Here is a 25395-nt window from a genome sequence, read left to right as displayed (position 1 = left end):
CAGAAGGGGTGAGATTAACTCACCCCAATGTCACTTAGTTTACTTTGATGCCTTTTTCCTTGAAGTACTTTAGAGCACCAGGATGATAAGCAACCGGTGTTGCATTGGCTTTTTGAGCTTCCAACTTGACGTTTCTGTATTCTGAATGTGAGCGAACCAACTCTAGTTGGTTATCAAAAATTGCTTTCACAATCTTATAAGCTTCTGCATCTGACATAGAGGCATTGACAACTAATAGGTTTGCAACAGCAGCAACATTATTATCTTTGGTCATGCCGCTATAAGTCTGTTTGGTGATCAGGGATGGAAAATACAAATTGCCATATTTTTTATTCATGGCAGGCACCTCTGCAGCAGTATCAATCATGACGATTTTCATGCCTGGGCTATTAGCTAAATCAGTAACAGCTGCTGTAGGCAAGCCACCAACCCAGAAGAATGCATCAATCTTACGGTCTTTTACAGCATTGACAGACTCTGCAACACTCAAACGCTCACGTTTAACATCTTTGCTGGGATCAAGGCCTGCTGCCTCTAGTAGACGAAATGCCATCACTTCAGTTGCACTCCCTGGGGCACCTGTGCTAACACGTTTGCCTTTGAGGTCGCTCATGGTCTTAATACCTGTGGATTCAACCGTGGCAACGTGCATGAGGTTGGGATAAAGTATCAGCAGAGTGCGAACTTCAACTGGCTTTTCTTTAAACTTATCGACGCCAGTTTGAGCATCTTTTGCTGCATCAGCCATGGCAAAACCAACGTAAGGTTTGCCAGTACCCACTAGCTTTAAATTGTCTACAGATCCGCCGGTAACTTCAGCGGTAGCGGACATCCCTGGAACTTTGCTAGAGAGAACAGCAGCAAGTCCGCCACCCATAGGGTAATAAACGCCACCAGTTCCACCAGTTGCAATAGAAATATTTTGTGCTTGGGCGCTTGCCCATAAAAAGCTGAGGGAAAGCAGAATCACTTTAAGTAGTTTCATGGTTATCTCCTAATGATTTTGTAATCAGTTTAATTAAAGGCCTGGCATGCTGAAATTGATTGCTTTGAGCTCACTTAATAATTGCACCTGTTGATCTGCGCTCAATTGCATTAGTGGTGGGCGCACCCTTAACCACTCAGGATCTTTGCTGTAATGGGCTACTGCTGTTTTCATGCCAGCAATCATTTGGTACTTTGCAAAAATACCGCGTACTTGATCTAAACCTGCTTGGCGCTCATCCGCGTCGGACTCTCTCCAATGTGCGGCTAATTCAGCGATTGCTTTTGGATTGATGTTTGCGGTGGCAGAAATGCAGCCTACGCCACCAGCACGCAGTGCACGCATTAAGAATACTTCGCTACCAGCATAAACGCGGAAGCCAGAGGGCGCCAACATCTTAATGACGGATTCTGTATAAGCCCAATCTCCGGAGCTATCTTTCATGCCCACAATCGTTTTTGGATACTCTTTAGCCAAGCGTTCTAGCAAGGAAAGACTTAGGTTGATTTTGGTTACTGGCGGAATGTTGTAGATATAGACCTGAAGAGCAGAGCTGCCAACCTTCTGAATTACCTCAGAAAAATAAGCAAACAAACCATCGTCAGTGACATCTTTGTAATAGAAAGGTGGCAGCATTAATACGCCAGCGCACTTATGGTTCACTGCGTGAGTAGTCATATTGACGGTGGCATGAATAGAAGTTGCACCAGTACCAGGCATCATGTGACCTGGATTTAATCCGCCCTCAATTAAGGCGGTCAAGGCATGCATTTTTTGTGGAGCAGACATGGAATTTGCTTCGGAGTTTGTGCCAAAGATCGCCTGACCTACGCCATTTGCTTCTAGCCATTTGCACTGCTTTAGTAATTTTTGTTCATCCGGCTCTCCGTCTGCTTTGAAGGGTGTTAGCACTGGTGATAACACTGCTGGCAAGGTGGAAGGATGTAAAGAAATGGTCATGCTGACTCCGTTTTAATGATGTACTTCAGAGAGAAGGGGTTGTTTTGCAAAGAAGGCTTCTAAATTATCTACGGCTAGATTGGTCATGGCTATCCGTGTTTCTGTGGTGGCGCTACCAATATGCGGCGTTAGCAAAACATTATCAAGATTTAGGAAGGCTGTGTTGGGGTTTGGTTCATTCTCGAAAACATCCAGGGCCGCGCCAGCAATCTTTTTATGTTGCAGTGCATCTAAAAGAGCATCTTCATGAACCACACTGCCACGGGCGATGTTGATTAAAAAGCCGGTGGGGCCCAATGCCTCTAAAACCGCTGCATTGACCATCCTGTCGGTATCTGGGGTGGCGGGGCAGGCCAGAAATAGAACATCGCAATTCTGGGCTAAATCTTTGACATCTCGATGGTAGATGTACGGTACTTGTTTTTGGCTTGGGCCACTATAGGCAATCTCGACCCTAAAAGGCTCTAGACGTTTTGCTAAATCTTGCCCAATACGACCCATGCCAGCAATGCCCACACGCTTTCCGGCTAGAGTAGTTGATAGCTTAAAGGGCGCCTTTGACCAAGCACCGCTCTTAACAAACTCCTGAGATTCTGGGATTTTGCGAAGTAGTCCAAGCATCATGCCAATAGCCAGTTCGCAGACTGCATCATTGAGAACGCCGGGAGTATTGGTGGCTTTGATGCCTTGCTCTTTAAGGTAGGCCAGAGGTAGGTTGTCATAGCCAACCCCGCAGGTGGCAACCATGCGGATACTGGGGATCTGCTTGACTAAGGCTTCAGGCAGCTTAGTGTTGGATCGAATCAAAATAGCCTCAAAGTTACCAGCTGGTGCTGGGGCTTGAGGATCTGGATGGAATGTGGGGCTAAAGCGTCGATTAATTTCCGACTGCATTAGTTCAGGGAAATGGCCTACCTGTAGCACCGAATTGACGGGGATCATGTCTCACTATATTTTTTATTGGAATAATGGCTTCATTGTATGTGGATTTTCAATGAAAAGTCTGCCCCTTTAGGAGAATATGTAATGTTGTTTACCCCTGCTGAAACCAAAGTAGTGATTGTCGGTGGCGGTACGATGGGTGCGGACGTTGCTGCGGTCTGCGCTCGAGGCGGCTGTGCGGTCCAGGTAGTCGAGCCCACTACAGAGCGCCGAGCCCTATTGCCGGATTATTTTGTTAACACTATGACTGAGCTTGCTTATGAAAGTCGCATTCACTTATTGAGCGTTGCAGGCTCCCTTGAAGAAGTGGACTGGTCTGATATTGATTTGGTAATTGAGTGCGTGCCGGAGCGTTTAGATATCAAGCGAGAGTTATTCGCAAAGCTAGAAAAATATGCAAAGCCTGAGGCAGTATTAGCAAGCAATAGCACCAGCTATCCCATTAGTGAAATTGCGGAAGGATTAAAAACTGCAGCACGCATGATCGGTCTGCATTTTTTTATGCCCGCTCATTTGGTGCCATGTGTAGAGGTAGTTTATGGAGCAAAGACTTCTCCAATGGTGGGCGATAGTTTGTCAAGATTGATGACTGCATGCGGGATGGTGCCGGTCACGGTGAAAAAAGATTTACCAGGATTTTTGGCAAATCGCTTGCAGCATGCTTTGTCTAGAGAAGCTTTTTCAATGGTCGACGAAGGTATTTGTAGTCTTGAAGATATTGATAAAGCAGTGCGTTTTGGTTTTGGCTTTCGCTATATTGCAGCGGGGCCAGCAATGCAACGGGACCATGCAGGGCTTGAGGTGCATGCTGCTGGAGGCACCAAAATCTATCCAAGCCTTAATAACTCACCCAATATTGCTAAGTGCTTGAGTGACCGTGTAGCCAGCGGTAAGTTCGGCATGAAAACAGGCGAAGGATTTTTTCCATGGACTGCAGAAACAATCAAGGCTGAGCGTGAGCGTTATCAAGAGGCGCTTCGTGCAGGATTGAAAATTATCCAAAAAGACTTGCCTCAGATCAAATAAATCTAATTTTTATGCCGTATCCTAGGGACATGAAGAAAATCATTCGTGTTTGGGATTTGCCAGTCCGTGTATTTCACTGGTTATTGGTGTTGTGCATCAGCGGAAGCTTAATTAGTGTGAATCTTGGCGGTAATGCAATTGAGTGGCATGCGTATTTTGGATATACCGTATTAACGTTATTAATCTTCCGAATTATCTGGGGATTTATAGGCTCTACGCATGCACGCTTCGCATCCTTTTTGCCTAGTCGCGAAAAGATATTCAGTTACCTTCAAGGTAAAGCGCCACGCGTTTTAGGACACAACCCCTTAGGTGCGCTATCCGTATTTGCATTAATGATTGTTTTAAGTGTGCAGGTCTTTACGGGATTATTTGTCGATGATGAGGTTGCCTTCCAAGGGCCATTAGCAAAATATGTATCGAACTCACTTGTTTCTATCCTCTCTGAGATTCACGAGAGCAATTCAGTTCTGATCTATACCTTCATTGCCATTCATATTGCTGCCATCATTTATTACCAGAAATTCAAAGGTGAAGATCTCATCAAGCCAATGATCAGTGGCGATAAAGAAATCGACCCAAGCGAGGAGGCAAGTTATTTGCCTTCTGACCTGGGCCGCGCATCCAAAGATGGAGCTTTGCAACGGGGTTTAGCTTTAGTGCTCTTAAGCTTAATTGCGGTAGTAGTGGGTTACTTGATCACCAAGTAAGACCATTTCCAGCATTATTTTTTCTTGAAATCATCGTGACAACCTTTACATGTCGCACCTGCGGCACCAAAGGTTTTCTTAATGCTTTCCAGATCGCCTGATTGAGCGGCTTTATTTAAATCCACTACAGCCAATTGCATCTTCTCTGAGGCTGCTTTGAACTTGGCGTTATCTGACCAAACTTCAGCTTGTGCTTTGCCGCCTTCAGTGCCAGGACCAAATGCTTGCCATGGCAATGTTGAAAGGGTTGCAACGATAGCGGCATTCTTAGCCACTTCATCTTTGTTGTAGGGCGCCTCACCTTTTACCACTGCGCCAATTTTTCCGAAGGAGTTGGCCATCACGGTAAACGCGCTCTGACGATATTTAATGGCATCTTCAGGTTTTTGGAATTGCGCAAAAGCAAAACCTGCACTTATTGCGAGGACTGTTGCTGTAGTTGCTAAAACAATCTTTTGTAATTTCATATCAAACCTCTAATGATTGGTGAGTAAGGATTTCTTCATAATCAGACATTGCAGACATTGAATAATTAGCATACTCCAGAATGATGACTTTGGTTTGACCGCCAAATTAGAAGAGCATCTGCAATGGAATAGTTAGAAAGTAGATTACCGACTTAAAGAGGGCTATTAGGGGATCCATCCACAGACTGCCGATGATTCCGGTGAAAACTAGCGCGAGCACAATAAAAAAGCCCCAGGGCTCTAATTTGCCAAGCGCAATGGATTGGCGTGCTGGAAGTAGGCTAGAAAGTATGCGGCCGCCATCGAGAGGTGGAAGTGGGAAGAGGTTGAAAACCAATAATCCTAGATTCCAGAGAATGCCTGCTTGGGACATGGAGATTAAAAATCGTTCATTAATTCCGAAGCCCAGCAGCAAAATCAGCAATATCGCCCAAATGAGTGCTTGAATAAAATTGGATCCAGGGCCAGCTAGGGCGACCCAAATAGAGTCAATTCTGGGATTTCTTAATCGTCCGAAGTTGACCGGCACCGGCTTGGCATACCCCACTAAAAAAGGGGATCCAGTCAGGATCAACACCAAGGGAATCAGGATGGTCCCAACCGGGTCTATATGTTTGGCGGGGTTAAGACTCACTCTGCCTAGCATGTAAGCTGTGTTGTCCCCAAATTTCCGGGCGGCGTAACCATGGGCCGCTTCATGGATGGTGATGGCAAAAATGAGGGGAATCGCATTAATGGCGACGGCTTGGATAGAATAGTCAGTAATCATGGCAATATGATATCCATAGGAGCTAAAAGTGACTGACGATAAGAAACCTGACCCAAAAAACCCGGCAAAGCCTGTCCTTGCTAAGCCGCCAGCACGTCCACCAGTACCTAAAGGCCCATCCGGCCCAGCGGGAAGGCCTCAGGCAGGCTTTGGGGGCGGAAAAGGCATGATGCGCAAGGCTGGTCGCGGGCGATAGTGGATAATTACCCCACTAATTAATGTAATTACAGAGGATTTAGCATGAACGAATGGCATAACGAATCTAAAGAAGAAATCAATAAAAAGATCATTACTTTGGTTGTAATGTTGGCCGCAGCTACTAGCTTGGCTATTTTGTTTGCATTAGTTGCTGCTCATACTGGTTACGTATTCGGTTAACCAGTATTAATGTCTAGCCATCGCCAACCTGCAGTATTTGCTGGCCATGGCAGTCCGATGTACGCCATACAGCCCAACCGCTTTACAGCGGCATGGACTGCTCTCGGTAAATCCTTAAAGCGTCCAGACGCAATTTTGGTCATCTCAGCCCACTGGGTTACCCGAGGTGTATGGGTTACCGCTATGCCAAAACCAAAAACCATTCATGATTTTGGTGGCTTTCCGGAAGCGCTTTTTGCAATTCAGTATCCAGCGCCCGGTAGTCCTGCTTTAGCAGATCGTATTCAAGAGTTGCTGAATGTTCCCATCGTGATGGAAGAAAACGAGTGGGGAATAGATCATGGAGCCTGGTCGGTCCTGAAATATATGTATCCCCATGCGGATGTGCCAGTGGTGCAATTGAGTCTAGATGGCTCCAAGTCAGCCCGTGAGCACTATGAGTTAGCCAAGCAATTGCGCCCTTTGCGCGATGAAAATATTCTGATTCTTTCTAGTGGCAACGTAGTTCACAACTTACGCACAATCCATTGGCAAGAAGATGCTGAGCCTTATTCCTGGGCAGAAGACTTTAATGATTTCTTTATTGCGCAGATGGCTGCTAATCAGCATGAACCTCTCATTGACTGGGAAAAGTTTGGTGAGGCTGCCCAGATGTCCATTCCTACGGCAGAACATTACTGGCCCGCTCTCTACACTTTAGCTTTACAAGAAGAGGGAGAGCATGCCAAAGTTTACACAAACGGCATTGAGATGAGTTCAATTAGCATGCTGGGTTTTTCAATTCAATAAATACTGATTATGTGGCCATCCATTTTTGCAATTTTCTGCGGTGCAGGTTTCGGTGCCCTCTTAAGAGCAGGGTTTAATTTCTTAACTGTAGGAAGCGCTTCAATCATTCCTTTGGGAACCTTGCTTTCCAATCTCGTTGGTGGGTACCTGATTGGTATTGCCATCGCCTTTTTTGGAAATAATCCAAACCTCTCTCCTGAGTGGAAGCTTTTTGTGATTACCGGTTTCCTTGGGGGCTTAACCACTTTTTCTAGTTTTTCTGCTGAAGTGGTTAGCCTGATGCAGCGTGGCGAAGTTACTTGGGCCTTGGGCACAGCCTTACTTCACCTGATTGGCTCACTAACTCTAACCTTCTTGGGCATCCTGACTTATCAAGCTCTGAAGTAAGTAATCAGGCTAATTTACTCAGGCTTCATATTGGCCGTTCTAACAACAGCACTCCATTTTGCAGATTCAGATTTAATGAGTGCAGCAAATTCTGCGGGACTACCTCCGCCAATTTCATTTCCTTGAGAGAGCATGAGCTCGCGCAAAGCTGGATCTTTAAGTGCTTCATTCGCTGCGGCATTCAATCGATCAATAATCGCTTTAGGCGTTCCCTTGGGCGCAATCAATCCCTGCCAATTGAGAACCTCAACTTTAGGATAGCCTAGCTCTGCAAAACTGGGAACGTTTGGTAGTAGGGGTGAACGTTTTTTACTGGTAATCGCAAGAGGTCGAATTTTATCGGCCTTAATACTGGGTACTGCTGAGTACATTTGATCAAACATGAGGTCGACATTGCCAGCCATGAGATCGGTCAGCGCGGCAGAGCCGCTCTTGTAGGGCACATGAATCATGTTGATGCCAGCATTGAGTTCAAAGAGTTCGGCAGATAGTTGGTGGCTACCACCAATTCCTCCTGATGAGAACGTCAGTACACCAGGTTTCGCTTTTGCAGCTGCCACAATATCGTTAATCGTTTTATAGGGTGAGTTTGGGTTGACCACTAATACTAGAGGTCCTTTTTCAATCAAGATGATCGGGCTTAAATCAATTTCTGGGTCATAGCGCAAATTGCCGAACAATGTTTTATTGACTGCCATCGGTGCAAAGTTGCCCATCCCAATGGTGTAGCCATCCGGAGCAGCACGTGCAATAAATTCTGTGCCGATATTGCCGCCAGCACCAGGTTTGTTATCAACCACAATTGGTTGTTTGAGTAGCACACTCAGTTTTTGAGCAATCTGACGACTACGTGAGTCTGCGCTGCCGCCAGCACCATAAGGCACAATGAAATTAATTGGTTTATTTGGATAGGTGCTTTGTGAAAAGGCGATTGAGAAGAAAGTGGTGCTAAGACTAAATACACAAATAGAAAGTTTTTGAATGAATCGCATATCTTTTCTCCAATGCAGATTTAAATAAATCCTAAGACGCCTAGTGCCCCACCAATTGCGATGAGATAAAGAGGATGCCAGCGGGTGAACACTACTACAGCAATAGATGCTGCTGTTAATGCAAAAGCAGCTGCACTGTGATTAATGCGCTGAGAGATATCCCATGCGGAGCCTAATACCAATCCAACCGCTAATGCGCTGGCAGCAAATTGCACGGTTTTCTTAGTGATGGGATTGCGTAAGTTATTAATGTAGCCTTGCAAAAAGTAAATCATGATTGAGGAGGGCCAGCAGATCGCAATTGAAGCTACGATTGCTCCAATCACACCGCTGACGTGCCACCCAATTAAGGTGACTGTCATTAAGTTCGGTCCGGGCGCCGCTTGCGCAATCGCAAAGAAATCTGCAAAAGTTTGTGTATTTAGCCAATGTTCTTGATTGACTGAGAGCTCATAAAGCGCTGGCAAGAGAGCATTGATACCACCAAAAGCCAATGCTGAAAATGCGGAGAGCTTGAGAAATAAGCTAATCAGCGCACTCATGCTTGACTTGCCTTTTTCCAGGCTAGAAAAATGGCGAGGGGCGAGGCGATCAATACCACCCATCCCAAATTCAGTTGAAAGTAACCGGCTGCAACTACGGTAATAGCCACCACCAATAGCATCGGCGGAAAACTAAATTCATTGCGCATCATCTTCAATCCCGTGCCAGCAATTAAGCCAACGCCGACAGCTGAGATTCCGCGCAACATCCCTTGCACGGCTGGTAAATAGCTGTAGTGTTCATACAGCATGCCTAGCAATATTACGATTGCACTCGGGCATAACATGAGACCCAGCACCGATGAGAATGCTCCGGCCACTCCGGCGAAGCGGCTACCTACACAAACCGCAAGATTAACGATATTTGGTCCTGGAACAATTTGAGAGACACCGAGCATGGCATTAAATTCTTCTGCGCTAAGCCACTTTTCCTGCTCGACAATCGTACGACGTGCCCAAGGAAGAACACCTCCAAAGCCAGATATACCAATCTTGCTAAACCCAATGAAGAGTTGCTTTGGGGTAAGTGTTTTCAAGATTACCGAGACTTACTAAGGTTGAAACGGGTGTGGTACTGGCTTTTGCTCTAGCCATGCTTCTAAAGTCTCTGTAATACCTTTAGAGAAGGCGGAAAAAATTGGTTCGGCAATGAAACCAAGGTGCGGGGTGACCAATAAGTTCGGCATATTGCGCAAGACATCTTTCTCAGGCAGTGGTTCGACATCAAATACATCGACGGCTGCTTGTCCTGGCCTTCCTGCGCCTAAGGCCTTTTGTAAGTCCGTCATATTGATGAGAGCTGAGCGTGAGGTGTTAACCAAAATAGCATCAGGACGCATAAGGGCTAATTGATCTGCGCTGATTAATCCTTTGGTTCCTGGGCCTGCAACCAGGTGCATAGTGACGACTTTAGAGGTTTTAAGCAACTCTTCGAGGCTAACGGATTTTGCATTCTCGGTAGCAGCGCGTTCCGGCGTCATTCGTGGACTCCAGGTAACTACTTCCATGCCAAACGCTGCACCCACACGAGCCACGCGACTACCAATGGCGCCCAGACCCATCACACCCAATCGCTCACCAGAGAGCATTGGAAGAACTGAGAGTTGATCCCGCCAACCGCCAGAGGCGATCAGTGTATTTTGTTCAATGAGGCGTTTTGAGGCGCCTAAAATCAGGGCCCAAGTGAGTTCTGCAGTGGTTTCTTTAGAGGGGCCACCCGGGGTGCAAGCCATCGGAATATTGCGCTGTACCAGGGCTGCTGCTTCAAGCGTGCCATTGCGCTCACCAGTAAACATCAAAAATTTGAGCTTGGGTAAGCGCGCAATCATTGCTTCATTAAAAGGCGAGCGATCGCGCACGATAGCAATAGCATCGGCATCTTTAACGGCTTCATACAAAGCCTCATCGCGCAAAGGATCGTGATGAATCGTTAACTTTGCATGCTTTTCTAACTTATCCCAGTTAGAAAAACGACGCAGCGCACGTTCGTAATCTCCAAGAATGACGATGTTTGGTAATGAAGCCATAGATAAATACTTTCTACTAAATTAGTCTGGAGTGCAAAGGCTCAGAATTTGTTTGAGGTCAGATGCTTGACCTAAGTTCCAGAGCGCAGCAATAAGCTGACGAGTTTTTTCTGCACCAATTACCGGTTCGGTAAGGCTGGTGAACTTTTGCTCTAAATGAGCATCTGTCATTGGGTTTTCTACTGAGCCAATCGCATTCTTTACGAAGATGTGTACTTCTTTACCATTCTTCAGGAATGCTTTGACATCAACGGAGGCCTCGCTGATCGATGTATCTGTGGTTGCGTTGACCTTAGCACGCAAGGCTACAACATCAGGGCGATTCACAATTTCGTCAGCGTACTCGCCTTCACCGGCTTGACCAAAGATCAAACCAACAGCACAACCATGATAGACACTGAACTTACCTTCGAGACCATCCTTAGGTGTTTTCTTGCCTGTCAACTCTAATACGAGGGGGTGGGCACGTAATTCAATACGCTCTACATCTTCAGCCTTGACGCCTTGTGCACGTAATTGAGCGCAGGCATCAATTGCGGGATGAATCACAATGCCGCAAGCAAAAGGTTTGTATGTATTTAAAGAAATCTCAAATGATTTACCTAGGGCGCGATCGATTTCTGACCAGTCACATTTGGTGGAGACGGTTTGCATATAACCGCGACCTGCCTCAAGTGCTTTTGGGCTTGCGGTAAAGCCATGCTTGGCTAAGAGTGCAGAGAGTTGGCCTGCACGTGCAGCACCACCCGGATGAAATGGCTTAGTCATAGTGCCGAATTGTTCGCGCATACCAACAGGTTGAGATGCTGCGATACCAAGCGCCATAGTTGTTTTTTGAATATCCAACCCTATGAGACGTGAGCATGCTGCTGCAGAACCCAACATACCAGTAGAGCCTGTAATGTGCCAACCACGGTGATAGTGATCTGGATACATGGCATTACCAACGCGGCACGCAACATCAATACCCAATATGAGTGAGTCAATTATTTGGCGCCCATTAGCATGGGTGTGTTCGCCTAAGGCTAGGATTGCAGATGCTACTGGGCCTGCAGGATGAATTACGGTCTTGAGGTGAGTGTCATCAAAGTCGAAAGTGTGTGAGCTGATGCCGTTAATCAGCGCGGCACCACCCATGTCAACCTTGTCCTTACGCCCCAGAATGCTGGCTTGCGGTGCGGGTTGAAATTCTCGAATGGCTGCTAATGAAGATTCCACGCTCTCATGGTTGGCAGCACCAATTGCACAGCCTAGCCAGTTTAAGAAAGTGCGGTGTGCTTCATGATCCACTTCAGGCGTCCATCCATGACTGGGATGAGATGTTACAAAATCCGCCAGAATTTGAGTAACGGGTGGCGCATTCAGATCAGCTGCAGCAGCAATAGCGTGAGACATAGGATTTCCTGTAAATAGTAAAAGCGGTTAGATTAATTGCGTCTGGATTGAATTAGTCAATTTCAATATGGCGATCTTTGGCAACTTTGGCCCAGCGCGCGATATCGTCTTTGATGTAGCTGGTAAATTGAGTTGGAGTCATTGGCATTAGTGTCATTGCATCGCTTGTCATTTTTTCTGAGAAGTCAGGCAAGGCAAGCACTTGATTGAGCTCTGCATTTAATTTACTCACGATTGCTGGTGGTAGGTTGGCAGGGCCAACTAAGCCGTACCATTGCTGACCATCAAAACCGCTATAGCCTAACTCTTTAAATGTCGGAATAGTCGGTGCTGCAGAACTTCGTTTAGCGCCCGTAATCGCTAGTCCGCGGACCCGATTAGTATTGATATATGGTAAGGCTGCAAATAGAGTGGGGAGCATGGCTTGAGTCTGACCAGCTAATAAATCGGTATATGCAGGACCTACACCACGGTATGGCACATGCACCATAAAAATTCCAGCAGCTAATTTCAATTGCTCCATGCCAAGATGGGTCAGGGTTCCAGGACCTGCGGAACCATAACTCAATTTTGCAGGATTCTTCTTTGCATACTCCACAAACTCTTTAAAGTTCTTAATGGGTAATTCTGGATTAATAATCAAGACATTTGGTGTTGCGCCGATCATGCCAATCGGTGTGAAGTCTTTGATGGCGTCGTAAGGAAGTTTGCGAACCGCAGGATTAGTGCCATGAGTGCCTACATAAGCAATCATTAGGGTATAACCATCGGCTGGCGCTTTAGCGATAGCTTGGGATGCAATGGTTCCACCGCCACCGCCCATATTTTCTACTACGACTGTTTGGCTAAGTGAGCGCGACAGCTTCTCTGCAACTGCTCTAGCAATATTATCTAATCCACCACCAGCTGCGACAGGTGCAATCAACTTGATCGGCTTGACGGGGTATACCGAAGTGGTATTTTGCGCATGGGCGCTGATACTAATCGCTAAACCAAAAGTGGCGATAAGAGTGGATAAAAAAATCGGCATTGGCCGATTAATAGCTGTAGACATGTCTCAAGTCCGGTTTATTGTGATGTATCAATACAATCTAATGTAGTAAGTTTACTATTGATGACCAATCTATTTTGACTCAGGAGACCTTATGATTTTGGAGCATTGCGATCTAGAAATTGACCCATCTAAGCAGAAAGACTTCGAGGAGGCTATTGTGCGGGGAGTTGAGACCGTCATTTCCAAGGCGAAAGGGTTTCAGGGTTACAAGGTTAACCATAGCTTGGAGACGCCGGCTCGCTATCTATTGTTGATTTACTGGGACACCCTAGAGAACCATACGGTCGATTTTCGGGGTTCTGCAGCCTTTGCAGACTGGCGTGCCATTGTTGGACCCTTCTTCGTAAAGCCGCCCCATGTTGAGCATATGACTTTGGTTGCGAAGTCTGCTTAGTTGAAGCTATCAACCAGCCTTGAGCTTTTTTCTGATCGAGTGCTCGATTGGAATGGAGTCAAGGCTTGGTTCAAGGGCTTCGCGTTCATCAAACACAAAGCAACTGCCTTTGTAGTGTGCGGAACCAACTTCCTCAAAATATTTGAGAATGCCACCTTCTAATTGGTAGCTATGTTGCATACCAATCTCGCGCATGTAGAGGCCTGATTTTTCGCAGCGAATGCCGCCAGTGCAAAAGCTCACCAAAGTTTTATCTGCAAGCGCGTCTTTATGTGCGGTAATTGCCTGTGGAAATTCTGTGAACTTTTCAATATTAAAGTGCAGGGCATTCTCAAAGGTGCCATAGTCAACTTCAAAAGCATTGCGGGTATCGACCATGACCACTGGTCGACCTAAATCATCGGTACCGCGATCCAGCCACTCTTGTAACTTCTTGGGTGTAATGAAGTTTGCACGACCTTCTTCGGGACGAATAGCAGGGTGGTTCATGCGAATGATTTCATTTTTTAGTTTGATCAACATCTTCTTGAAAGGCTGTTCTTCTGACCAGCTTTCTTTTGCTTGGAGAGGTTTTAAGCGAGAGTCTTCACGCAACCAATCCAGAAAGCCACGCAATGCTGTCTCTTTGCCAGCCAGGAACATATTGATGCCCTCGCCAGTGAGCAAAATGGTGCCTTTTAGTTCTCGGGTATTGCATTCGTTCAGCATTTTGGCGCGTAAGTCTGGCAGCCCATCAAGGCTGACAAATAAATATGCGGCAATGTTCAAAATCGACTTCATTTTCTCTCTCTTCAAGCTCCCCTGCCATTATCGAGCAATTAGATCCTGGGGGTGGTAATCTTGAGGTCTTATTCTAAGGAGACAACCCATGCTGTATCTAGCCAAAATGGCCAAAAGAGCCCTATTTCTAGTGCTATTTACTTTGGGGACGGGTAGCTTGGCAATTGCCCAAACGGCTGGTGTGGGTACGTGGCCTAAGCAAAAACCGATTCGCTTGATTGCGGTATTTCCGCCTGGCGGTTCAGTGGATCAGGTTGCCCGTGTTTTGGCGCCAGCCTTGCAATCCGAATTAAAGCAAAACGTGATCGTCGAAAATATCGGCGGTGCTTCTGGTGTGATTGGTACCTCAGCATTAACAAGGGCTGATGCAGATGGTTATACCTTTGCAGTGGTATTTGATACGCACGGTGTTAATCCTAGTCTCAAAGACAAACTCCCCTACGATACGATTAAAGATATCGCGCCTGTGATTTTGGTAGGTACTTCACCAATGATTTTGGTGGCAAGCAAGAGCTCTGGTATTACCAGCTTTAAACAATTAGCAGAACAATCAAAGGCTGGCAAACCATTTAGTTACGGCTCGATTGGTATTGGAAGCCTGGGGCACTTATCCATGGCTCGCCTTGCTAAGCAAGCGGGCTTTGATTGGAATCACATTCCTTATCGCGGTGGCGGCCCCCTGATGCAAGATGCCTTGGGTGGTCAAGTGCAATTGGCTGTTGGTTCAGAGTTCTTAGTTAAGCCCCACATCGATAGTGGCGGAGTAATTCCTTTGGTCATCACGACAGCTAAAAGAACAGCAGCGTTGCCTAATGTACCGACAGTTTCTGAAAGCGGCTTCCCAGGCTTTAGCGCACCAGCTTGGTGGGCGGTGATCGCCCCAGGGAAAACTTCGCCTGCGCTTGTGGATGCTATGAATAAGGCTTTGAATAGAGTGCTAAAAACCTCTGCAGTTGCCGAGAAATTTAAATCCCAAGGAATTGAAATCGTTGGCGGTAGCCCTGAGACGGCCCGTGAATTTATTGGCAAACAAATTGGTATCTGGGGCAAGTTCGTAATCGAGAACAATATTAAAGAAACTGGTCAGTAGAGAGTAAATATGTCCGAACGTTTAATTCCGTATCAACCAATGGATCTGGCAGAGCCAGCCGAGTTAGTTGCCGCCATCCGCAAAAGACGTGGTGGCCAGTTCATTAATCTAGACCGGATGCTTTTGCATAGCGTGCCGATCGCAGAGGGCTGGAATCACTTTATTGGTGAGATTCGTAACAATCTGTCTTTAGACCCAAAGCTCCGTGAGCTGGCAATGTGCGGTGTAGCAGTACTGAATGGCGCAGAGTACGAGTTCTTTCATCATGCCCCTCCTTTTCAGAAAGCTGGTGGCACTGAGGAGCAGGTTCGGGGCCTTAGGTTGATTGGTCAGGCCGACTTTCCTAGAAATCTTTTTACTCAAGTAGAGAATGATGCTGTTGATTTAACCTTTCAGATGACTCGCAATATCAAGGTGGACTCTGAGTTGATGAAGCGCCTGCAAAAAGAATTGGGAAGCACCGATACTGTAGAGTTGGTAACAGTCATTGCTGCTTACAACATGGTCTCTCGTTTCTTGATTGCCTTGGACGTAAACCCTGAAGATCATCCGCCAGCCTAATTGAATCAAGCTGAATACATGATCCAGTGGGATGAGGGTGGTCAAATCCATTCGGCAAGATGGCATTCAGAAAATGGCATTGCGCCCCATAAAAAAATTCAGATTGCGGACGATACACTAACGGCTGACATTGCCTACCGCTTGGCCTGTGAAGGTACTGCCATGCTTTATAAGGGTGACTTTCAGAATGCTAGACAGCTTCTGCAGGCCTTGGTGAGGAGAGTTGATAAGCCTTCCAAGAAGTCCACTAGAGTGGATAGAGTTGCTAAAGAGAAAACGAAGACTCCTTTAGACACCTTCAATCTTCATCGCTTAGCGCAATCTCAGCGAGCACGCATTTTAGGGATGGTGCTGATCCCGATTAATGCAGACCATAGTATTTCATTAAGGCGCGCTCCGGATGTTGCAAGCGCCTGTCTTGAGGCTTATGGAGAGCAGACAGAGCCTTATGCCATTTCTTTGCGGGAGCTGCTTGGTGTTATTAGCGCCCATGAGTGGCGCAAGAAGGGCGTCCCGATTCTTGCAAGAGATGATGAAGAGATTCGCATTCATCCACACTATGGAGTGTTCTCTCCAATTCGCGGGGAATATATTGAATTGGTTCTGAAGGCGCCACTACCTGCTGCTATTCAGAAAAGCTCGATTGCTTTTGATATCGGCGTGGGTACCGGGGTGCTTTCGGTTGTATTGGCTATGCGAGAAATCACTAAGATTATTGCAACCGACCAAGATGATCGCGCCATTGCTTGTGCTAAAGAAAACATTGCTCGCTTGAACTTAAGTGACCGAATTACAATCCTCAAAACCAATCTATTCCCAACAGAAAAAGCAGCGCTGATTGTTTGTAATCCACCCTGGTTGCCAGCAAGGCCGAGTTCTTCACTTGAGCATGCTGTGTATGATCCAGAGAGCCAGATGCTAAAAGGCTTTTTAAGTAATTTAAAAGATCATTTATTACCTGGCGGTGAAGGCTGGCTCATTCTTTCGGATCTCGCTGAGCATTTGGGTTTACGTACTCGAGAAGAATTGCTTGCTTGGTTTGATGCTGCCGGCTTAAAAGTGATGGCTCGTTTCGATACTAAACCTCAGCATCAAAAGGCGTTTGATAAAACCGATGCACTTCATGCTGCCCGCTCAGCTGAGGTCACCTCACTTTGGCGTTTAGCTTCAAAATAGTCTAATGCAAATACCCTTATAACCATCGCCCCCATAGGGATCATGGTTGTTAATCAAAAGCATCATCCTTAAAATGAATGCGAATAGTAGTCATTTACTACAAAAGTTTTCAGTAAATTCTTCTACATATAACCCAATCATCTTTGAAGGAAGAAGCTTGCTCTGTAGTTTGAGGCCCAGAAACTTACTACTCATTTCAGCTGTAAGCATTTCTCATTTCTTGGTTTTGCTTTGTTTGCTTTTCGGCACTGCCATTGGCGCTGGAGAGCCTACACTTGGAGTCCTATCTATCAATTTAACGAATGCCGGCAATGATCTATCAAGCCAGAGTAAATACCCTATTCAGGCCAACTCTCATGCGCCATCATCTACCGCCATTTCCAGTGTGACTCAATCTGCGAATGTGCCTGGAGTTGTTGGCGAGGAAGGCGCTCATTCCGCAGAAATTACCTCCCGGAATATTGTGCATGGCCCAAAGCCTCATTACCCGCTGGTTAGTAGGCGCCTTAAGGAGCAGGGCCTAGTTGTCATCAAGCTCTGCATCAATCAACAGGGTACGGTTGATGATGTGGGCCTTGTTAAGAGCTCAGGCTTCCAGCATTTAGATCGTTCAGCCCTCAGGACCTTGGCGGAGTGGAGATTTACGCCAATACCGTCTGTCGTTGCTAGTTCAACTTTGCGGTGTTATCACACCCCGATTCAATTCACTCTTGAGAGTTAGTGATTGAGTGAGACAAATACCCTAGGTGTGGAGTTACTAAAAAATCACTCCACGCATTCTCAACATTTTCCAAAGACTATTTCAAGCGAGGCCCTGTTGGGGCAAATGAAGCAGCTTGTGATTCTGCACGATGGTTATTTCTATCAATTACGCATCACTAAATTAGGAAAATTAATTCTCACTAAGTAAGCCTGAAATCAGTTACTAGCCAGCAAGAGCATTTTCATATGCATATAGCCAGCGATTTTATGTTGTTATCACTGGAGATAGTATATGAAGCATCAAGATATTTTTCGCTCGCGAAATAAAGTTGCATGGTTTTCATCCCTAGCATTGTTGTATGGAAGCTCATTTTCTGGCTTGCTAAAAGCGCAGCAGATTGAGCTACCCAGAATTGATATTGTTGGACGAGAGGAGAATGCGCTTAGTAGTATTCCCGGTACTGTTGATGTTATCAATCAGAAGCGGATGGAGGAGTTGCAACCACAGTCATTGCAAGATGTATTAAAAACTATTCCTGGCGTCAATATTCGCGGAGATGAAGGTGGCTTTGGTGCCATTCCCAATATTGGTATTCGCGGTCTAAATCCAAGTCGTAGCTCAAAAGTCCTATTGCTTGAAGATGGCGCTCCCATTCAGCCAAGTTTATTTATATCAAACGCCTCTTACTATAGTCCACCTGTGGAAAGAATCGGCGGTCTTGAGGTTTTGAAAGGTGCATCCGGACTTCAATATGGACCCTCTAATATTGGCGGTGTTATTAACTACCTCAGCAAAACACCTTCACAAGGCTTTAAGTTGACTGGAAAAGTAGGTAATTATGGCTATCGATTGGCTGAGATTGAGGCAGGGGGTAGATCGGATTCCAATGGTGCAATCGGTGGAATAAACCTGATTCAATCGGAATCCAGTGGATATCAGGGCAATGGTTTTAAGATGTACGACATCTTAATGAAGGGTGGTGTCGAGATTAATCAGAATCAGTGGTTGAGTCTCAAGTACACACATTACGACAACGATATCAACACTTCCTATGTTGGACTGCGCCCCAATCAGTTCAGCAATAGATCGACTGCTAATCCCGCGCCCAATGATCGCTTCGTCACCCAAAGAAATGCAGTGGATCTCAATCACTCAATTGAGATAAGCCCCGAAACCAAGATTAATACATTAATGTATTGGAGTAAGTTAACGCGAGATTATTGGAGACAGAGCATTGTCAATCGCACACAAGATGCTACGGTTTTTAATGCTTGTAATATGGGATCCAATTGTTTAGTTGGGCGTAATCGAGAGTTTCAAATGTTAGGCATTGATTCGCGAGTGACTCATGCCTATAGTGCTCTAGGGCTTCAGAATGAATCCGAGTTTGGCATTCGCTTGCATACAGAATCACAAATTAATCAACTGGTGAGCTCTAAAACATTGGCGTACTCTGGTCAACTCTCTTTGCATGAAGACAATAAAGCTAACTCAGTTGCAATGTATGGTCAAAATCGTTTTCTAATAAGCAAAGACTTTGCACTGATCCCCGGGGTGCGCGTTGAAAGTTATAACCAAACTCGATCTAACGTCATGACTGGTAAAGCAGGTGGTGCTAAAAATGTAGAAACTATTCCGCAGATCGGAGCTACGTGGCAATTAATACCCCAGGCTCAGGCCTATGGAAGTATTTACAAGGGCTTTGCTCCCGCTCAACTGGCGACTGCGATTAATGACAAAGGAGTAGATCAGCAATTAGAGCCGGAGCGTTCAACGAATATGGAATTGGGCCTACGAGGACGTTCTGGCGCTTTTTCCTATGACTCGGCAGTCTTTAGTATGAACTTTAGCAATCAAATTGTGAACCAAAGTTTGGCTGCTGGAATTTCCAAGGCGAACGGTGGCAAAAGCTTGCATCAAGGCGCTGAGTTGGCTTTGGCATATCAGTTAGGGCGTGGTTGGGGTCTCAATGGAAACGCTACCTATATACCAGTAGCAAAGTTTGTGGGAACAAACTCATTAGGACGAGATGGCAACCGCATTCCCTACACGCCTAAATTGACTTCTAACCTAGGTGTCGGCTACGAGAAGAATGGATTTAATACCTTAGTTAGTCTTCATTATGTTTCCGCTCAGTATGCCGACTCAGCAAATACTGTTGAGCAAAATGCAATTGGAACTTTAGGTGAAGTGCCCTCCTTTGCAACGGTGAATTGGAGTGCAAATTATGCTATCAATAAAGACTGGAAAGTATTTGGGGTAATTAATAATGTATTTGATAAGAGATATATTTCCAGTCGTAGCCCAGATGGTATTTTTGCTGGGGCACCACTCAACTTTCAAGCTGGCATGAGTTATCAATTTAATTGATACACACACTCATTTGATGAGAAGAAAAACGCCACCCTGGTGGGTGGCGTTGGACTGTTACACACTTCAAAATGGTGGAGTCGGCGGGAATCGAACCCGCGTCCGCAAATCCTCTACAACAAGTTCTACATACTTAGTCATATCATTTAATTTAATCAGTTAGGCACGGATTGACACGTTCCTTGCTGACGATTCACTAAGTTTTCGAATCATTCCCCGTGACATGAAATGATCTTATCTCTTGTAAATGACCCTGATGTAGCTTGCGCTACCTGACCCAAGAGAGAATCAGTTCAGGGGCAACCGCAATTAAGCGGCTAGTGCGAAACGTTCGTCGTTTGCAGTTATTACATTCCCATTGATTTACGAGATAACGGGTCCTCGGTATGCCCTTGATGCTTTGTAATCCACGTCGAAACCATGTCGACCCCAGAGTTCATGCACAGGAGGCACTATTTTAAAGCCGCTAGCCTTAAATTGCCCAATATCTTTTAGAAGTGTTGTTATCCCCTATTGGGGAAGATGATTTGTAATAAATCGAGAGGGTTATTGATGATGTGATCAGCTCCCCAGGCCTCAGGGGGCTCTTTGCAACCACAATAGCCGTATGCAGCAGCTACGGTCAGCATGCCTGCAGCTTTACCTGCAATCACATCACGAATGTCGTCGCCTACATAAATTGATTTTGTAGGGTCGATATTGGCGATTCTGGCAGCATGCAAAATAGGTTCTGGATGCGGTTTTGCGTGTGGCGTTGTGTCACCAGAAACCGTTGAGACTGCTCTTTGACGCAAGCCCATTAAATCTGTGAGTGGATGGGTAAATCGTTCACTCTTGTTCGTAACAATCCCCCAAGGAAGATTTGCTTTCTCAATTTGCTCAAGCAAGTGATCCATGCCATCAAATAACTTACTGTGGACTAGAAGTGCTTTTTCATAGTTTGCAAAAAACTCATCACGTAGTGAAATGAAATCAGGATGGTCTGGAGCAATACCGAAGGCCCCTTCGAGAAGGCCGCGCGCGCCGGCAGACGCATAGGGGCGTAAAAATTCGTAAGGCTTGGGAGCGAGATTGCGAGCTTCCAGCAGTTGATTCGTGGCTGCAACTAGATCAGGTGCCGTATCCGCCAAGGTCCCATCAAGATCAAAAAATACCCCGTCATAGGGGCTTAGTGCCTCATTCATTTCCGAACGGCAATCATGTAGTTCACATCTACATCATCATTCAGGCTATATACCTGAGTTAGCGGGTTGTAACTAAGGCCCTTGATGCCAATCATTTCTAAGTCTGCAGCGCGAGTGAAGGCAAGGAGTTCTGAAGGCTTAATAAATTTGGCGTATTCGTGAGTGCCCTTGGGAAGAAGTTTGAGAATGTATTCAGCGCCAATAATGGCAAATAAGTAGGACTTTGGACTGCGATTCAAAGTGCTAAAAAAGAGTGTGCCGCCTGGCTTACAAAGTTTGGCGCAGGCCCGCACTACAGACGCAGGGTCTGGAACATGCTCAAGCATTTCCATGCAGGTCACTACGTCGTATTGTCCTGGCTGATCATCTGCTAGCGCCTCAGCTGAGATGGAGCGATAAGTGAGGTTAGCACCCACTTCCAATGCATGTAGCTCAGCGACTTTGAGTGCCTTTTCGGATAAATCAATACCAATGGTATCTGCGCCTGATTGAGAGATTGATTCGGCAAGGATGCCGCCACCGCAACCAATATCGACAACTTTTTTACCCTCTAAGCTCACGAAGGACTTGATCCAACCAAGCCGAAGGGGGTTAATGGCATGCAAAGGCTTGAATTCGCTATGAGGATCCCACCAGCGATGGGCCAGGGCGCTAAATTTAGCGATTTCAGATTGGTCTACGTTCATATTGATTGGCCTGTGAGTGGGGCAAATTAAGGATGCTACGAATATAGCGGAAATAAAAAAGCCCGCAAGAAGCGGGCTTTTTTACAAGTAAAAAGAATTACTTAGCAGCTGTACCAACAACTTCGATGTCAGTACGGCGGTTCTTAGCGCGGCCTTCAGCAGTTGCATTGGATGCAACTGGATTGCTCTTGCCTTTTGATTCTGTGTAGATGCGGCTACCGTCAACACCTTTGCTTGTCAGATAAGTCTTAACTGACTGAGCACGGCGCTGACCGAGGGCCATGTTGTATGCATCTGTACCAACACTGTCAGTATTACCAACAGCAATGATGACTTCCAACTTGATCTTGCTCAAATCTTTAGCGATCTTGTCCAAAGTAGCTTTACCTTCTGGTTTCAAGTCAGATTTATTGAAGTCATACAGTGTGTCAGCTTGCAAAGTGATTTTGCTTTGGCTAACGCCAGAAGCAGCACCAGCAGCAGCTGTCAAGGCACCGTCACAACCCTTAGCAGCAGTTGCAGGTGTCCAGCTGTTGTCACGCCAGCACAATGTGCCGTCGCCGTTTTTCCAGTTTAAGTGGCCATCGCCGTTTTGCCAGTTATCAGAAGCCATTGCTGCAGTTGCAGAAACAGTAATAACAGAAGCGAGCAACAGTTTTAGGGTTTTGTTCATTTTTAGTCCTCAAAAATCTCTTTTTAATTAAAGTCAAACTTAAATGTAATTCGCCCTACTTTGAAGCAAAAAACCGCAAAGCGACACATCTCAATTTCGTACAAACTGACAGAATCTTAGCATAGGGGTCACCTGTCATCAAAATGATATTATTTATAGATGGAACAAGCCGCTAAAGAAACACTACCAATATCCCTTGAAGACGAAATGCGGCGGTCCTATTTGGACTACGCTATGAGCGTCATCGTCGGCAGAGCCCTGCCAGACGTACGTGACGGCCTCAAACCGGTTCACCGCCGGGTCTTATTTGCGATGTATGAATTAAACAACGATTGGAACCGCGCTTACAAAAAATCTGCCCGTATAGTTGGCGATGTAATCGGTAAATACCATCCACATGGCGATTCTGCGGTGTATGACACCATTGTTCGAATGGCCCAGGATTTCTCTCTGCGCTATATGCTGGTTGACGGACAGGGTAACTTTGGCTCTGTGGACGGCGATAACGCTGCTGCGATGCGGTATACCGAGATTCGCCTCCGCAAGATTGCCCATGAGCTTTTGGCCGATTTGGACAAGGAAACGGTCGATTTTGGGCCAAATTACGACGGTAGCGAGAAAGAACCCCTGATTCTGCCTGCCAAAGTGCCGAATTTGCTAATTAATGGCAGCTCGGGCATCGCTGTGGGCATGGCCACCAATATCCCTCCCCATAACCTGGATGAGGTGGTTACAGCCTGTTTACACGTCTTGCACAACCCAGAATGCACGATTGACGAGCTGATTGAGATCATCCCAGCCCCCGATTTCCCGACTGCCGGCATCATTTACGGTGTTCAAGGGGTTCGCGAAGGCTATAGAACTGGTCGTGGTCGTGTAGTGATGCGAGCCAAGACCCACTTTGAAGATATCGATAAGGGTGCACGTCAGGCCATCATCGTTGATGAGTTGCCATACCAGGTAAATAAAAAGAACTTGCTCGAGCGTATTGCTGAGTTAGTAAATGAGAAAAAAGTTGAGGGTATTTCTGATTTGCGTGATGAATCAGATAAATCCGGTATGCGTGTTGTGATTGAGTTAAAGCGCGGTGAAGTGCCTGAAGTCGTTCTCAATAATTTATATAAGAGCACTCAATTACAAGATAACTTTGGCATGAATATGGTGGCATTGGTAGATAACCAACCACGCTTGCTCAACTTGAAGCAAATGCTGGAGTACTTCTTACAGCATCGCCGTGAAGTGGTGACGCGTCGTACCATTTTTGAACTGCGTAAAGCGCGTGAGCGTGGTCACGTCTTAGAAGGTCTCGCTGTTGCATTGGCAAACATTGATGAGTTCATTGCCATTATTAAAGCAGCCGCAAATCCAGTAGTTGCCAAGCAAGAGTTGATGGGTAAAGCATGGGATTCTTCGATGGTGCGTGAGATGTTGGCACGCGCCGAGACGGATACGCCAGGTGGTCGCAATGCCTATCGCCCTGAAGGGTTGTTGCCTGAGTACGGCATGCAGACTACGGGTTTGTATCGCCTCTCTGATAGCCAAGCGCAAGAAATTTTGCAGATGCGTCTGCAACGTTTGACAGGTCTTGAGCAAGACAAGATTGTTAATGAGTACAAAGAAGTGATGGCAGAGATTTCTGACTTGTTAGATTTGTTGTCAAAGCCAGAGCGTGTTACTCAAGTCATCGAAAGCGAACTTAAAGAAGTTCAAGCAGAGTTTGGTAAAGCCGGTGGTGATAGCGGTCGTCGTTCATTCATCGAAATGAATGCAACTGAACTCTTCACGGAAGATTTGATCACGCCGCAAGACATGGTGGTAACGCTTTCACACACTGGTTACATGAAGAGTCAGCCATTGAGTGAATACCGCGCACAAAAACGTGGTGGGCGTGGCAAGCAGGCTGCTGCTACCAAGGATGAGGATTGGATCGACACCTTATTCGTAGCCAATACGCATGACGCTATTCTTTGTTTCTCTGACCGTGGCCGCATGTATTGGCTGAAGGTATGGGAGGTTCCCCAGGGTAGCCGTACTTCACGCGGGAAACCCATCGTCAATATGTTCCCATTGATCGAAGGCGAAAAGATCACTGTGATTCTCCCAATTAAGGGTTATCAGGATGACCAATACGTCTTTATGGCAACTAGCTTGGGCACCGTGAAGAAGACCCGTTTGTCTGACTTCTCCAATCCTCGTAAAGCCGGCATTATTGCTGTCGACTTGAATGAGAATGACTTCTTGGTTGGCGCCGCGATTACTGATGGTCAGCATGATGTGATGTTGTTCTCTGACGCTGGTAAAGCAGTGCGTTTTGATGAGAACGATGTACGCCCAATGGGTCGTACTGCACGCGGTGTACGCGGCATGAACTTGGGTGAAGGTCACCAAGTGATTGCAATGTTGGTTGCTCCAGCTGAAGCTGCTGAGGGCGCTGAAGCTGCAGTAGTGGACGCCAATGGTGTTGCGATTCCAAACAGCGTATTAACTGCTACAGAAAACGGTTACGGTAAACGTACGCCTATTACAGAATACACACGTCATGGACGTGGCACTAAGGGCATGATTGCGATTCAGACGTCTGAGCGCAACGGTAAAGTAGTTGCTGCAGCCTTGGTGTCCCCAGAAGATCAAATCATGTTGATTACCACTGGCGGTGTCTTGGTGCGTACACGTGTTTCTGAAATTCGTGAGATGGGTCGTGCCACACAAGGCGTTACCTTGATTAACGTGGATGAAGGCACTCGTTTGTCTGGCTTGCAACGTATTGCTGAAAGCGATTCAGATGATGAAGGTGATGAGGCGGAAGAAGGTGAAATTTCTGCTGATCCATCAACTGATGCGGCAGGTGACGCTTAA

At 46.2% G+C, this 25395-nt stretch carries 29 protein-coding genes and 1 other RNA gene; 14 read left to right on the top strand and 16 right to left on the bottom strand.

Annotation, left to right across the window (positions count from 1 at the left end):
- Positions 1 to 34: 34 nt before the first annotated feature.
- Genes AOC07_RS07210 through AOC07_RS07200 form a run of 3 tightly spaced genes read right to left on the bottom strand, consistent with a single transcriptional unit; the run spans position 35 to position 2839 of the window.
- Positions 35 to 985 (bottom strand): TAXI family TRAP transporter solute-binding subunit, encoded by a 951-nt coding sequence (locus tag AOC07_RS07210; protein WP_215292689.1) that lies wholly within the window; start codon positions 983 to 985, stop codon positions 35 to 37.
- A 33-nt stretch (positions 986 to 1018) separates the two neighbouring features.
- Positions 1019 to 1945, bottom strand: a complete 927-nt coding sequence (locus AOC07_RS07205) for a dihydrodipicolinate synthase family protein (RefSeq protein WP_215292687.1) — start codon at positions 1943 to 1945, stop codon at positions 1019 to 1021.
- Between the two features lie 12 nt (positions 1946 to 1957).
- Positions 1958 to 2839 carry a 2-hydroxyacid dehydrogenase gene (locus AOC07_RS07200; protein WP_251369618.1) on the bottom strand — a complete coding sequence of 294 codons (882 nt, stop codon included), beginning with the start codon at positions 2837 to 2839 and terminating at the stop codon, positions 1958 to 1960.
- A 132-nt stretch (positions 2840 to 2971) separates the two neighbouring features.
- Between AOC07_RS07200 and AOC07_RS07195 the strand changes: the two genes are divergently transcribed.
- Entirely contained in the window at positions 2972 to 3913 is a 942-nt protein-coding gene (locus tag AOC07_RS07195; protein WP_215292684.1) for a 3-hydroxyacyl-CoA dehydrogenase family protein, read from the top strand.
- 29 nt (positions 3914 to 3942) lie between these two features.
- Complete coding sequence (locus tag AOC07_RS07190; RefSeq protein WP_215357317.1) at positions 3943 to 4623, top strand: cytochrome b/b6 domain-containing protein; 681 nt, start codon at positions 3943 to 3945, stop codon at positions 4621 to 4623.
- Positions 4624 to 4637: 14 nt separating this feature from the next.
- On the opposite strand, the gene AOC07_RS07185 is transcribed toward AOC07_RS07190, so the two are convergent.
- Positions 4638 to 5090, bottom strand: coding sequence for a cytochrome c (locus tag AOC07_RS07185; RefSeq protein ID WP_215357316.1), 453 nt, complete (start codon positions 5088 to 5090; stop codon positions 4638 to 4640).
- A gap of 106 nt (positions 5091 to 5196) precedes the next feature.
- Positions 5197 to 5859 (bottom strand): site-2 protease family protein, encoded by a 663-nt coding sequence (locus AOC07_RS07180; protein ID WP_215292678.1) that lies wholly within the window; start codon positions 5857 to 5859, stop codon positions 5197 to 5199.
- Between the two features lie 28 nt (positions 5860 to 5887).
- On the opposite strand from AOC07_RS07180, the gene AOC07_RS07175 reads away from it, so the two are divergent.
- The 4 genes from AOC07_RS07175 to crcB are packed head-to-tail and all read left to right on the top strand — an operon-like array spanning position 5888 to position 7413.
- Positions 5888 to 6055 (top strand): hypothetical protein, encoded by a 168-nt coding sequence (locus AOC07_RS07175; protein ID WP_215292676.1) that lies wholly within the window; start codon positions 5888 to 5890, stop codon positions 6053 to 6055.
- A gap of 44 nt (positions 6056 to 6099) precedes the next feature.
- The gene (locus tag AOC07_RS07170; RefSeq protein ID WP_169709848.1) at positions 6100 to 6237 is read left to right on the top strand and encodes a hypothetical protein; all 138 of its coding nucleotides are present in this window, start codon (positions 6100 to 6102) and stop codon (positions 6235 to 6237) included.
- Positions 6238 to 6246: 9 nt separating this feature from the next.
- A complete protein-coding gene (gene ygiD / locus AOC07_RS07165; protein WP_215292674.1) occupies positions 6247 to 7026 on the top strand; it encodes a 4,5-DOPA dioxygenase extradiol in 780 nt (259 codons plus the stop codon).
- Between the two features lie 9 nt (positions 7027 to 7035).
- Complete coding sequence (gene crcB / locus AOC07_RS07160; RefSeq protein ID WP_215357314.1) at positions 7036 to 7413, top strand: fluoride efflux transporter CrcB; 378 nt, start codon at positions 7036 to 7038, stop codon at positions 7411 to 7413.
- A gap of 14 nt (positions 7414 to 7427) precedes the next feature.
- Here crcB and AOC07_RS07155 read toward each other — a convergent pair whose 3' ends face one another.
- Genes AOC07_RS07155 through AOC07_RS07130 form a run of 6 tightly spaced genes read right to left on the bottom strand, consistent with a single transcriptional unit; the run spans position 7428 to position 12922 of the window.
- The gene (locus AOC07_RS07155; RefSeq protein ID WP_215357312.1) at positions 7428 to 8405 is read right to left on the bottom strand and encodes a tripartite tricarboxylate transporter substrate binding protein; all 978 of its coding nucleotides are present in this window, start codon (positions 8403 to 8405) and stop codon (positions 7428 to 7430) included.
- Positions 8406 to 8425: 20 nt separating this feature from the next.
- A complete protein-coding gene (locus AOC07_RS07150; protein ID WP_251371656.1) occupies positions 8426 to 8947 on the bottom strand; it encodes a chromate transporter in 522 nt (173 codons plus the stop codon).
- On the bottom strand, positions 8944 to 9483 hold the full coding sequence (locus AOC07_RS07145; protein WP_215357310.1) for a chromate transporter: 540 nt from the start codon (positions 9481 to 9483) through the stop codon (positions 8944 to 8946). Before AOC07_RS07145 ends, AOC07_RS07150 begins: the two co-directional genes overlap by 4 nt.
- Positions 9484 to 9498: 15 nt before the next feature.
- Complete coding sequence (locus AOC07_RS07140; RefSeq protein WP_215292666.1) at positions 9499 to 10473, bottom strand: D-2-hydroxyacid dehydrogenase family protein; 975 nt, start codon at positions 10471 to 10473, stop codon at positions 9499 to 9501.
- A 21-nt stretch (positions 10474 to 10494) separates the two neighbouring features.
- A complete protein-coding gene (locus tag AOC07_RS07135; RefSeq protein ID WP_215357308.1) occupies positions 10495 to 11868 on the bottom strand; it encodes an MmgE/PrpD family protein in 1374 nt (457 codons plus the stop codon).
- A gap of 52 nt (positions 11869 to 11920) precedes the next feature.
- Positions 11921 to 12922 carry a tripartite tricarboxylate transporter substrate binding protein gene (locus AOC07_RS07130; RefSeq protein WP_215357306.1) on the bottom strand — a complete coding sequence of 334 codons (1002 nt, stop codon included), beginning with the start codon at positions 12920 to 12922 and terminating at the stop codon, positions 11921 to 11923.
- 91 nt (positions 12923 to 13013) lie between these two features.
- Here AOC07_RS07130 and AOC07_RS07125 point away from each other — a divergent pair, with 91 nt between their 5' ends.
- Positions 13014 to 13316: an antibiotic biosynthesis monooxygenase gene (locus AOC07_RS07125; RefSeq protein WP_215292661.1), complete on the top strand. Its 303-nt coding sequence runs from the start codon at positions 13014 to 13016 to the stop codon at positions 13314 to 13316.
- A 9-nt stretch (positions 13317 to 13325) separates the two neighbouring features.
- Here AOC07_RS07125 and AOC07_RS07120 read toward each other — a convergent pair whose 3' ends face one another.
- Positions 13326 to 14096: a sulfurtransferase gene (locus AOC07_RS07120; protein WP_215357305.1), complete on the bottom strand. Its 771-nt coding sequence runs from the start codon at positions 14094 to 14096 to the stop codon at positions 13326 to 13328.
- Positions 14097 to 14184: 88 nt separating this feature from the next.
- On the opposite strand from AOC07_RS07120, the gene AOC07_RS07115 reads away from it, so the two are divergent.
- The 6 genes from AOC07_RS07115 to AOC07_RS07090 all read left to right on the top strand — a co-directional run bounded on the left by AOC07_RS07115 (position 14185) and on the right by AOC07_RS07090 (position 19996).
- Complete coding sequence (locus AOC07_RS07115; protein WP_215357304.1) at positions 14185 to 15186, top strand: tripartite tricarboxylate transporter substrate binding protein; 1002 nt, start codon at positions 14185 to 14187, stop codon at positions 15184 to 15186.
- A gap of 9 nt (positions 15187 to 15195) precedes the next feature.
- Positions 15196 to 15747: a carboxymuconolactone decarboxylase family protein gene (locus AOC07_RS07110; protein WP_215357303.1), complete on the top strand. Its 552-nt coding sequence runs from the start codon at positions 15196 to 15198 to the stop codon at positions 15745 to 15747.
- An 18-nt stretch (positions 15748 to 15765) separates the two neighbouring features.
- Positions 15766 to 16923 carry a class I SAM-dependent methyltransferase gene (locus AOC07_RS07105; RefSeq protein ID WP_215292653.1) on the top strand — a complete coding sequence of 386 codons (1158 nt, stop codon included), beginning with the start codon at positions 15766 to 15768 and terminating at the stop codon, positions 16921 to 16923.
- A 73-nt stretch (positions 16924 to 16996) separates the two neighbouring features.
- Positions 16997 to 17644 (top strand): energy transducer TonB, encoded by a 648-nt coding sequence (locus tag AOC07_RS07100; protein WP_215357302.1) that lies wholly within the window; start codon positions 16997 to 16999, stop codon positions 17642 to 17644.
- Between the two features lie 27 nt (positions 17645 to 17671).
- Complete coding sequence (hemP, locus tag AOC07_RS09445) at positions 17672 to 17833, top strand: hemin uptake protein HemP (RefSeq protein WP_256437860.1); 162 nt, start codon at positions 17672 to 17674, stop codon at positions 17831 to 17833.
- 84 nt (positions 17834 to 17917) lie between these two features.
- Positions 17918 to 19996, top strand: coding sequence for a TonB-dependent receptor domain-containing protein (locus AOC07_RS07090; RefSeq protein WP_215357301.1), 2079 nt, complete (start codon positions 17918 to 17920; stop codon positions 19994 to 19996).
- Positions 19997 to 20068: 72 nt separating this feature from the next.
- Here AOC07_RS07090 and ssrA read toward each other — a convergent pair.
- The 4 genes from ssrA to ompA all read right to left on the bottom strand — a co-directional run bounded on the left by ssrA (position 20069) and on the right by ompA (position 22539).
- Positions 20069 to 20427: a transfer-messenger RNA gene (gene ssrA / locus AOC07_RS07085) on the bottom strand.
- Positions 20428 to 20499: 72 nt separating this feature from the next.
- On the bottom strand, positions 20500 to 21180 hold the full coding sequence (locus AOC07_RS07080) for an HAD family hydrolase (RefSeq protein ID WP_215357300.1): 681 nt from the start codon (positions 21178 to 21180) through the stop codon (positions 20500 to 20502).
- Positions 21177 to 21866, bottom strand: a complete 690-nt coding sequence (ubiG, locus tag AOC07_RS07075) for a bifunctional 2-polyprenyl-6-hydroxyphenol methylase/3-demethylubiquinol 3-O-methyltransferase UbiG (RefSeq protein WP_215357298.1) — start codon at positions 21864 to 21866, stop codon at positions 21177 to 21179. Before ubiG ends, AOC07_RS07080 begins: the two co-directional genes overlap by 4 nt.
- Positions 21867 to 21963: 97 nt before the next feature.
- Positions 21964 to 22539 carry an outer membrane protein OmpA gene (gene ompA, locus AOC07_RS07070; protein ID WP_215292644.1) on the bottom strand — a complete coding sequence of 192 codons (576 nt, stop codon included), beginning with the start codon at positions 22537 to 22539 and terminating at the stop codon, positions 21964 to 21966.
- 159 nt (positions 22540 to 22698) lie between these two features.
- Between ompA and gyrA the strand changes: the two genes are divergently transcribed.
- Positions 22699 to 25395, top strand: a complete 2697-nt coding sequence (gene gyrA, locus AOC07_RS07065; RefSeq protein WP_215292642.1) for a DNA gyrase subunit A — start codon at positions 22699 to 22701, stop codon at positions 25393 to 25395.

The sequence above is a fragment of the Polynucleobacter sp. UB-Raua-W9 genome (assembly GCF_018687435.1).
GTDB lineage: Bacteria > Pseudomonadota > Gammaproteobacteria > Burkholderiales > Burkholderiaceae > Polynucleobacter.
Note: the sequence above shows the minus strand (reverse complement) of the source record. Positions and strands in the feature narration are given on the sequence as shown.

Excerpts from the sequence above, each read along its gene's own strand:
- AOC07_RS07210 (WP_215292689.1), bottom strand. The coding sequence starts at position 985 with ATGAAACTACTTAAAGTGATTCTGCTTTCCCTCAGCTTTTTATGGGCA.
- AOC07_RS07100 (WP_215357302.1), top strand. The coding sequence starts at position 16,997 with ATGAATGCGAATAGTAGTCATTTACTACAAAAGTTTTCAGTAAATTCT.
- AOC07_RS07205 (WP_215292687.1), bottom strand. The coding sequence starts at position 1,945 with ATGACCATTTCTTTACATCCTTCCACCTTGCCAGCAGTGTTATCACCA.
- AOC07_RS07155 (WP_215357312.1), bottom strand. The coding sequence starts at position 8,405 with ATGCGATTCATTCAAAAACTTTCTATTTGTGTATTTAGTCTTAGCACC.
- ubiG (WP_215357298.1), bottom strand. The coding sequence starts at position 21,866 with ATGAACGTAGACCAATCTGAAATCGCTAAATTTAGCGCCCTGGCCCAT.
- AOC07_RS07130 (WP_215357306.1), bottom strand. The coding sequence starts at position 12,922 with ATGTCTACAGCTATTAATCGGCCAATGCCGATTTTTTTATCCACTCTT.
- AOC07_RS07195 (WP_215292684.1), top strand. The coding sequence starts at position 2,972 with ATGTTGTTTACCCCTGCTGAAACCAAAGTAGTGATTGTCGGTGGCGGT.
- AOC07_RS07090 (WP_215357301.1), top strand. The coding sequence starts at position 17,918 with ATGAAGCATCAAGATATTTTTCGCTCGCGAAATAAAGTTGCATGGTTT.
- AOC07_RS07110 (WP_215357303.1), top strand. The coding sequence starts at position 15,196 with ATGTCCGAACGTTTAATTCCGTATCAACCAATGGATCTGGCAGAGCCA.
- crcB (WP_215357314.1), top strand. The coding sequence starts at position 7,036 with ATGTGGCCATCCATTTTTGCAATTTTCTGCGGTGCAGGTTTCGGTGCC.
- AOC07_RS07120 (WP_215357305.1), bottom strand. The coding sequence starts at position 14,096 with ATGAAGTCGATTTTGAACATTGCCGCATATTTATTTGTCAGCCTTGAT.
- AOC07_RS07125 (WP_215292661.1), top strand. The coding sequence starts at position 13,014 with ATGATTTTGGAGCATTGCGATCTAGAAATTGACCCATCTAAGCAGAAA.
- AOC07_RS07185 (WP_215357316.1), bottom strand. The coding sequence starts at position 5,090 with ATGAAATTACAAAAGATTGTTTTAGCAACTACAGCAACAGTCCTCGCA.
- AOC07_RS07115 (WP_215357304.1), top strand. The coding sequence starts at position 14,185 with ATGCTGTATCTAGCCAAAATGGCCAAAAGAGCCCTATTTCTAGTGCTA.
- AOC07_RS07105 (WP_215292653.1), top strand. The coding sequence starts at position 15,766 with ATGATCCAGTGGGATGAGGGTGGTCAAATCCATTCGGCAAGATGGCAT.
- AOC07_RS07200 (WP_251369618.1), bottom strand. The coding sequence starts at position 2,839 with ATGCAGTCGGAAATTAATCGACGCTTTAGCCCCACATTCCATCCAGAT.
- ygiD (WP_215292674.1), top strand. The coding sequence starts at position 6,247 with ATGTCTAGCCATCGCCAACCTGCAGTATTTGCTGGCCATGGCAGTCCG.
- AOC07_RS07140 (WP_215292666.1), bottom strand. The coding sequence starts at position 10,473 with ATGGCTTCATTACCAAACATCGTCATTCTTGGAGATTACGAACGTGCG.
- ompA (WP_215292644.1), bottom strand. The coding sequence starts at position 22,539 with ATGAACAAAACCCTAAAACTGTTGCTCGCTTCTGTTATTACTGTTTCT.
- AOC07_RS07170 (WP_169709848.1), top strand. The coding sequence starts at position 6,100 with ATGAACGAATGGCATAACGAATCTAAAGAAGAAATCAATAAAAAGATC.
- AOC07_RS07180 (WP_215292678.1), bottom strand. The coding sequence starts at position 5,859 with ATGATTACTGACTATTCTATCCAAGCCGTCGCCATTAATGCGATTCCC.
- gyrA (WP_215292642.1), top strand. The coding sequence starts at position 22,699 with ATGGAACAAGCCGCTAAAGAAACACTACCAATATCCCTTGAAGACGAA.
- AOC07_RS07080 (WP_215357300.1), bottom strand. The coding sequence starts at position 21,180 with ATGAATGAGGCACTAAGCCCCTATGACGGGGTATTTTTTGATCTTGAT.
- AOC07_RS07150 (WP_251371656.1), bottom strand. The coding sequence starts at position 8,947 with ATGAGTGCGCTGATTAGCTTATTTCTCAAGCTCTCCGCATTTTCAGCA.
- AOC07_RS07190 (WP_215357317.1), top strand. The coding sequence starts at position 3,943 with ATGAAGAAAATCATTCGTGTTTGGGATTTGCCAGTCCGTGTATTTCAC.
- AOC07_RS07135 (WP_215357308.1), bottom strand. The coding sequence starts at position 11,868 with ATGTCTCACGCTATTGCTGCTGCAGCTGATCTGAATGCGCCACCCGTT.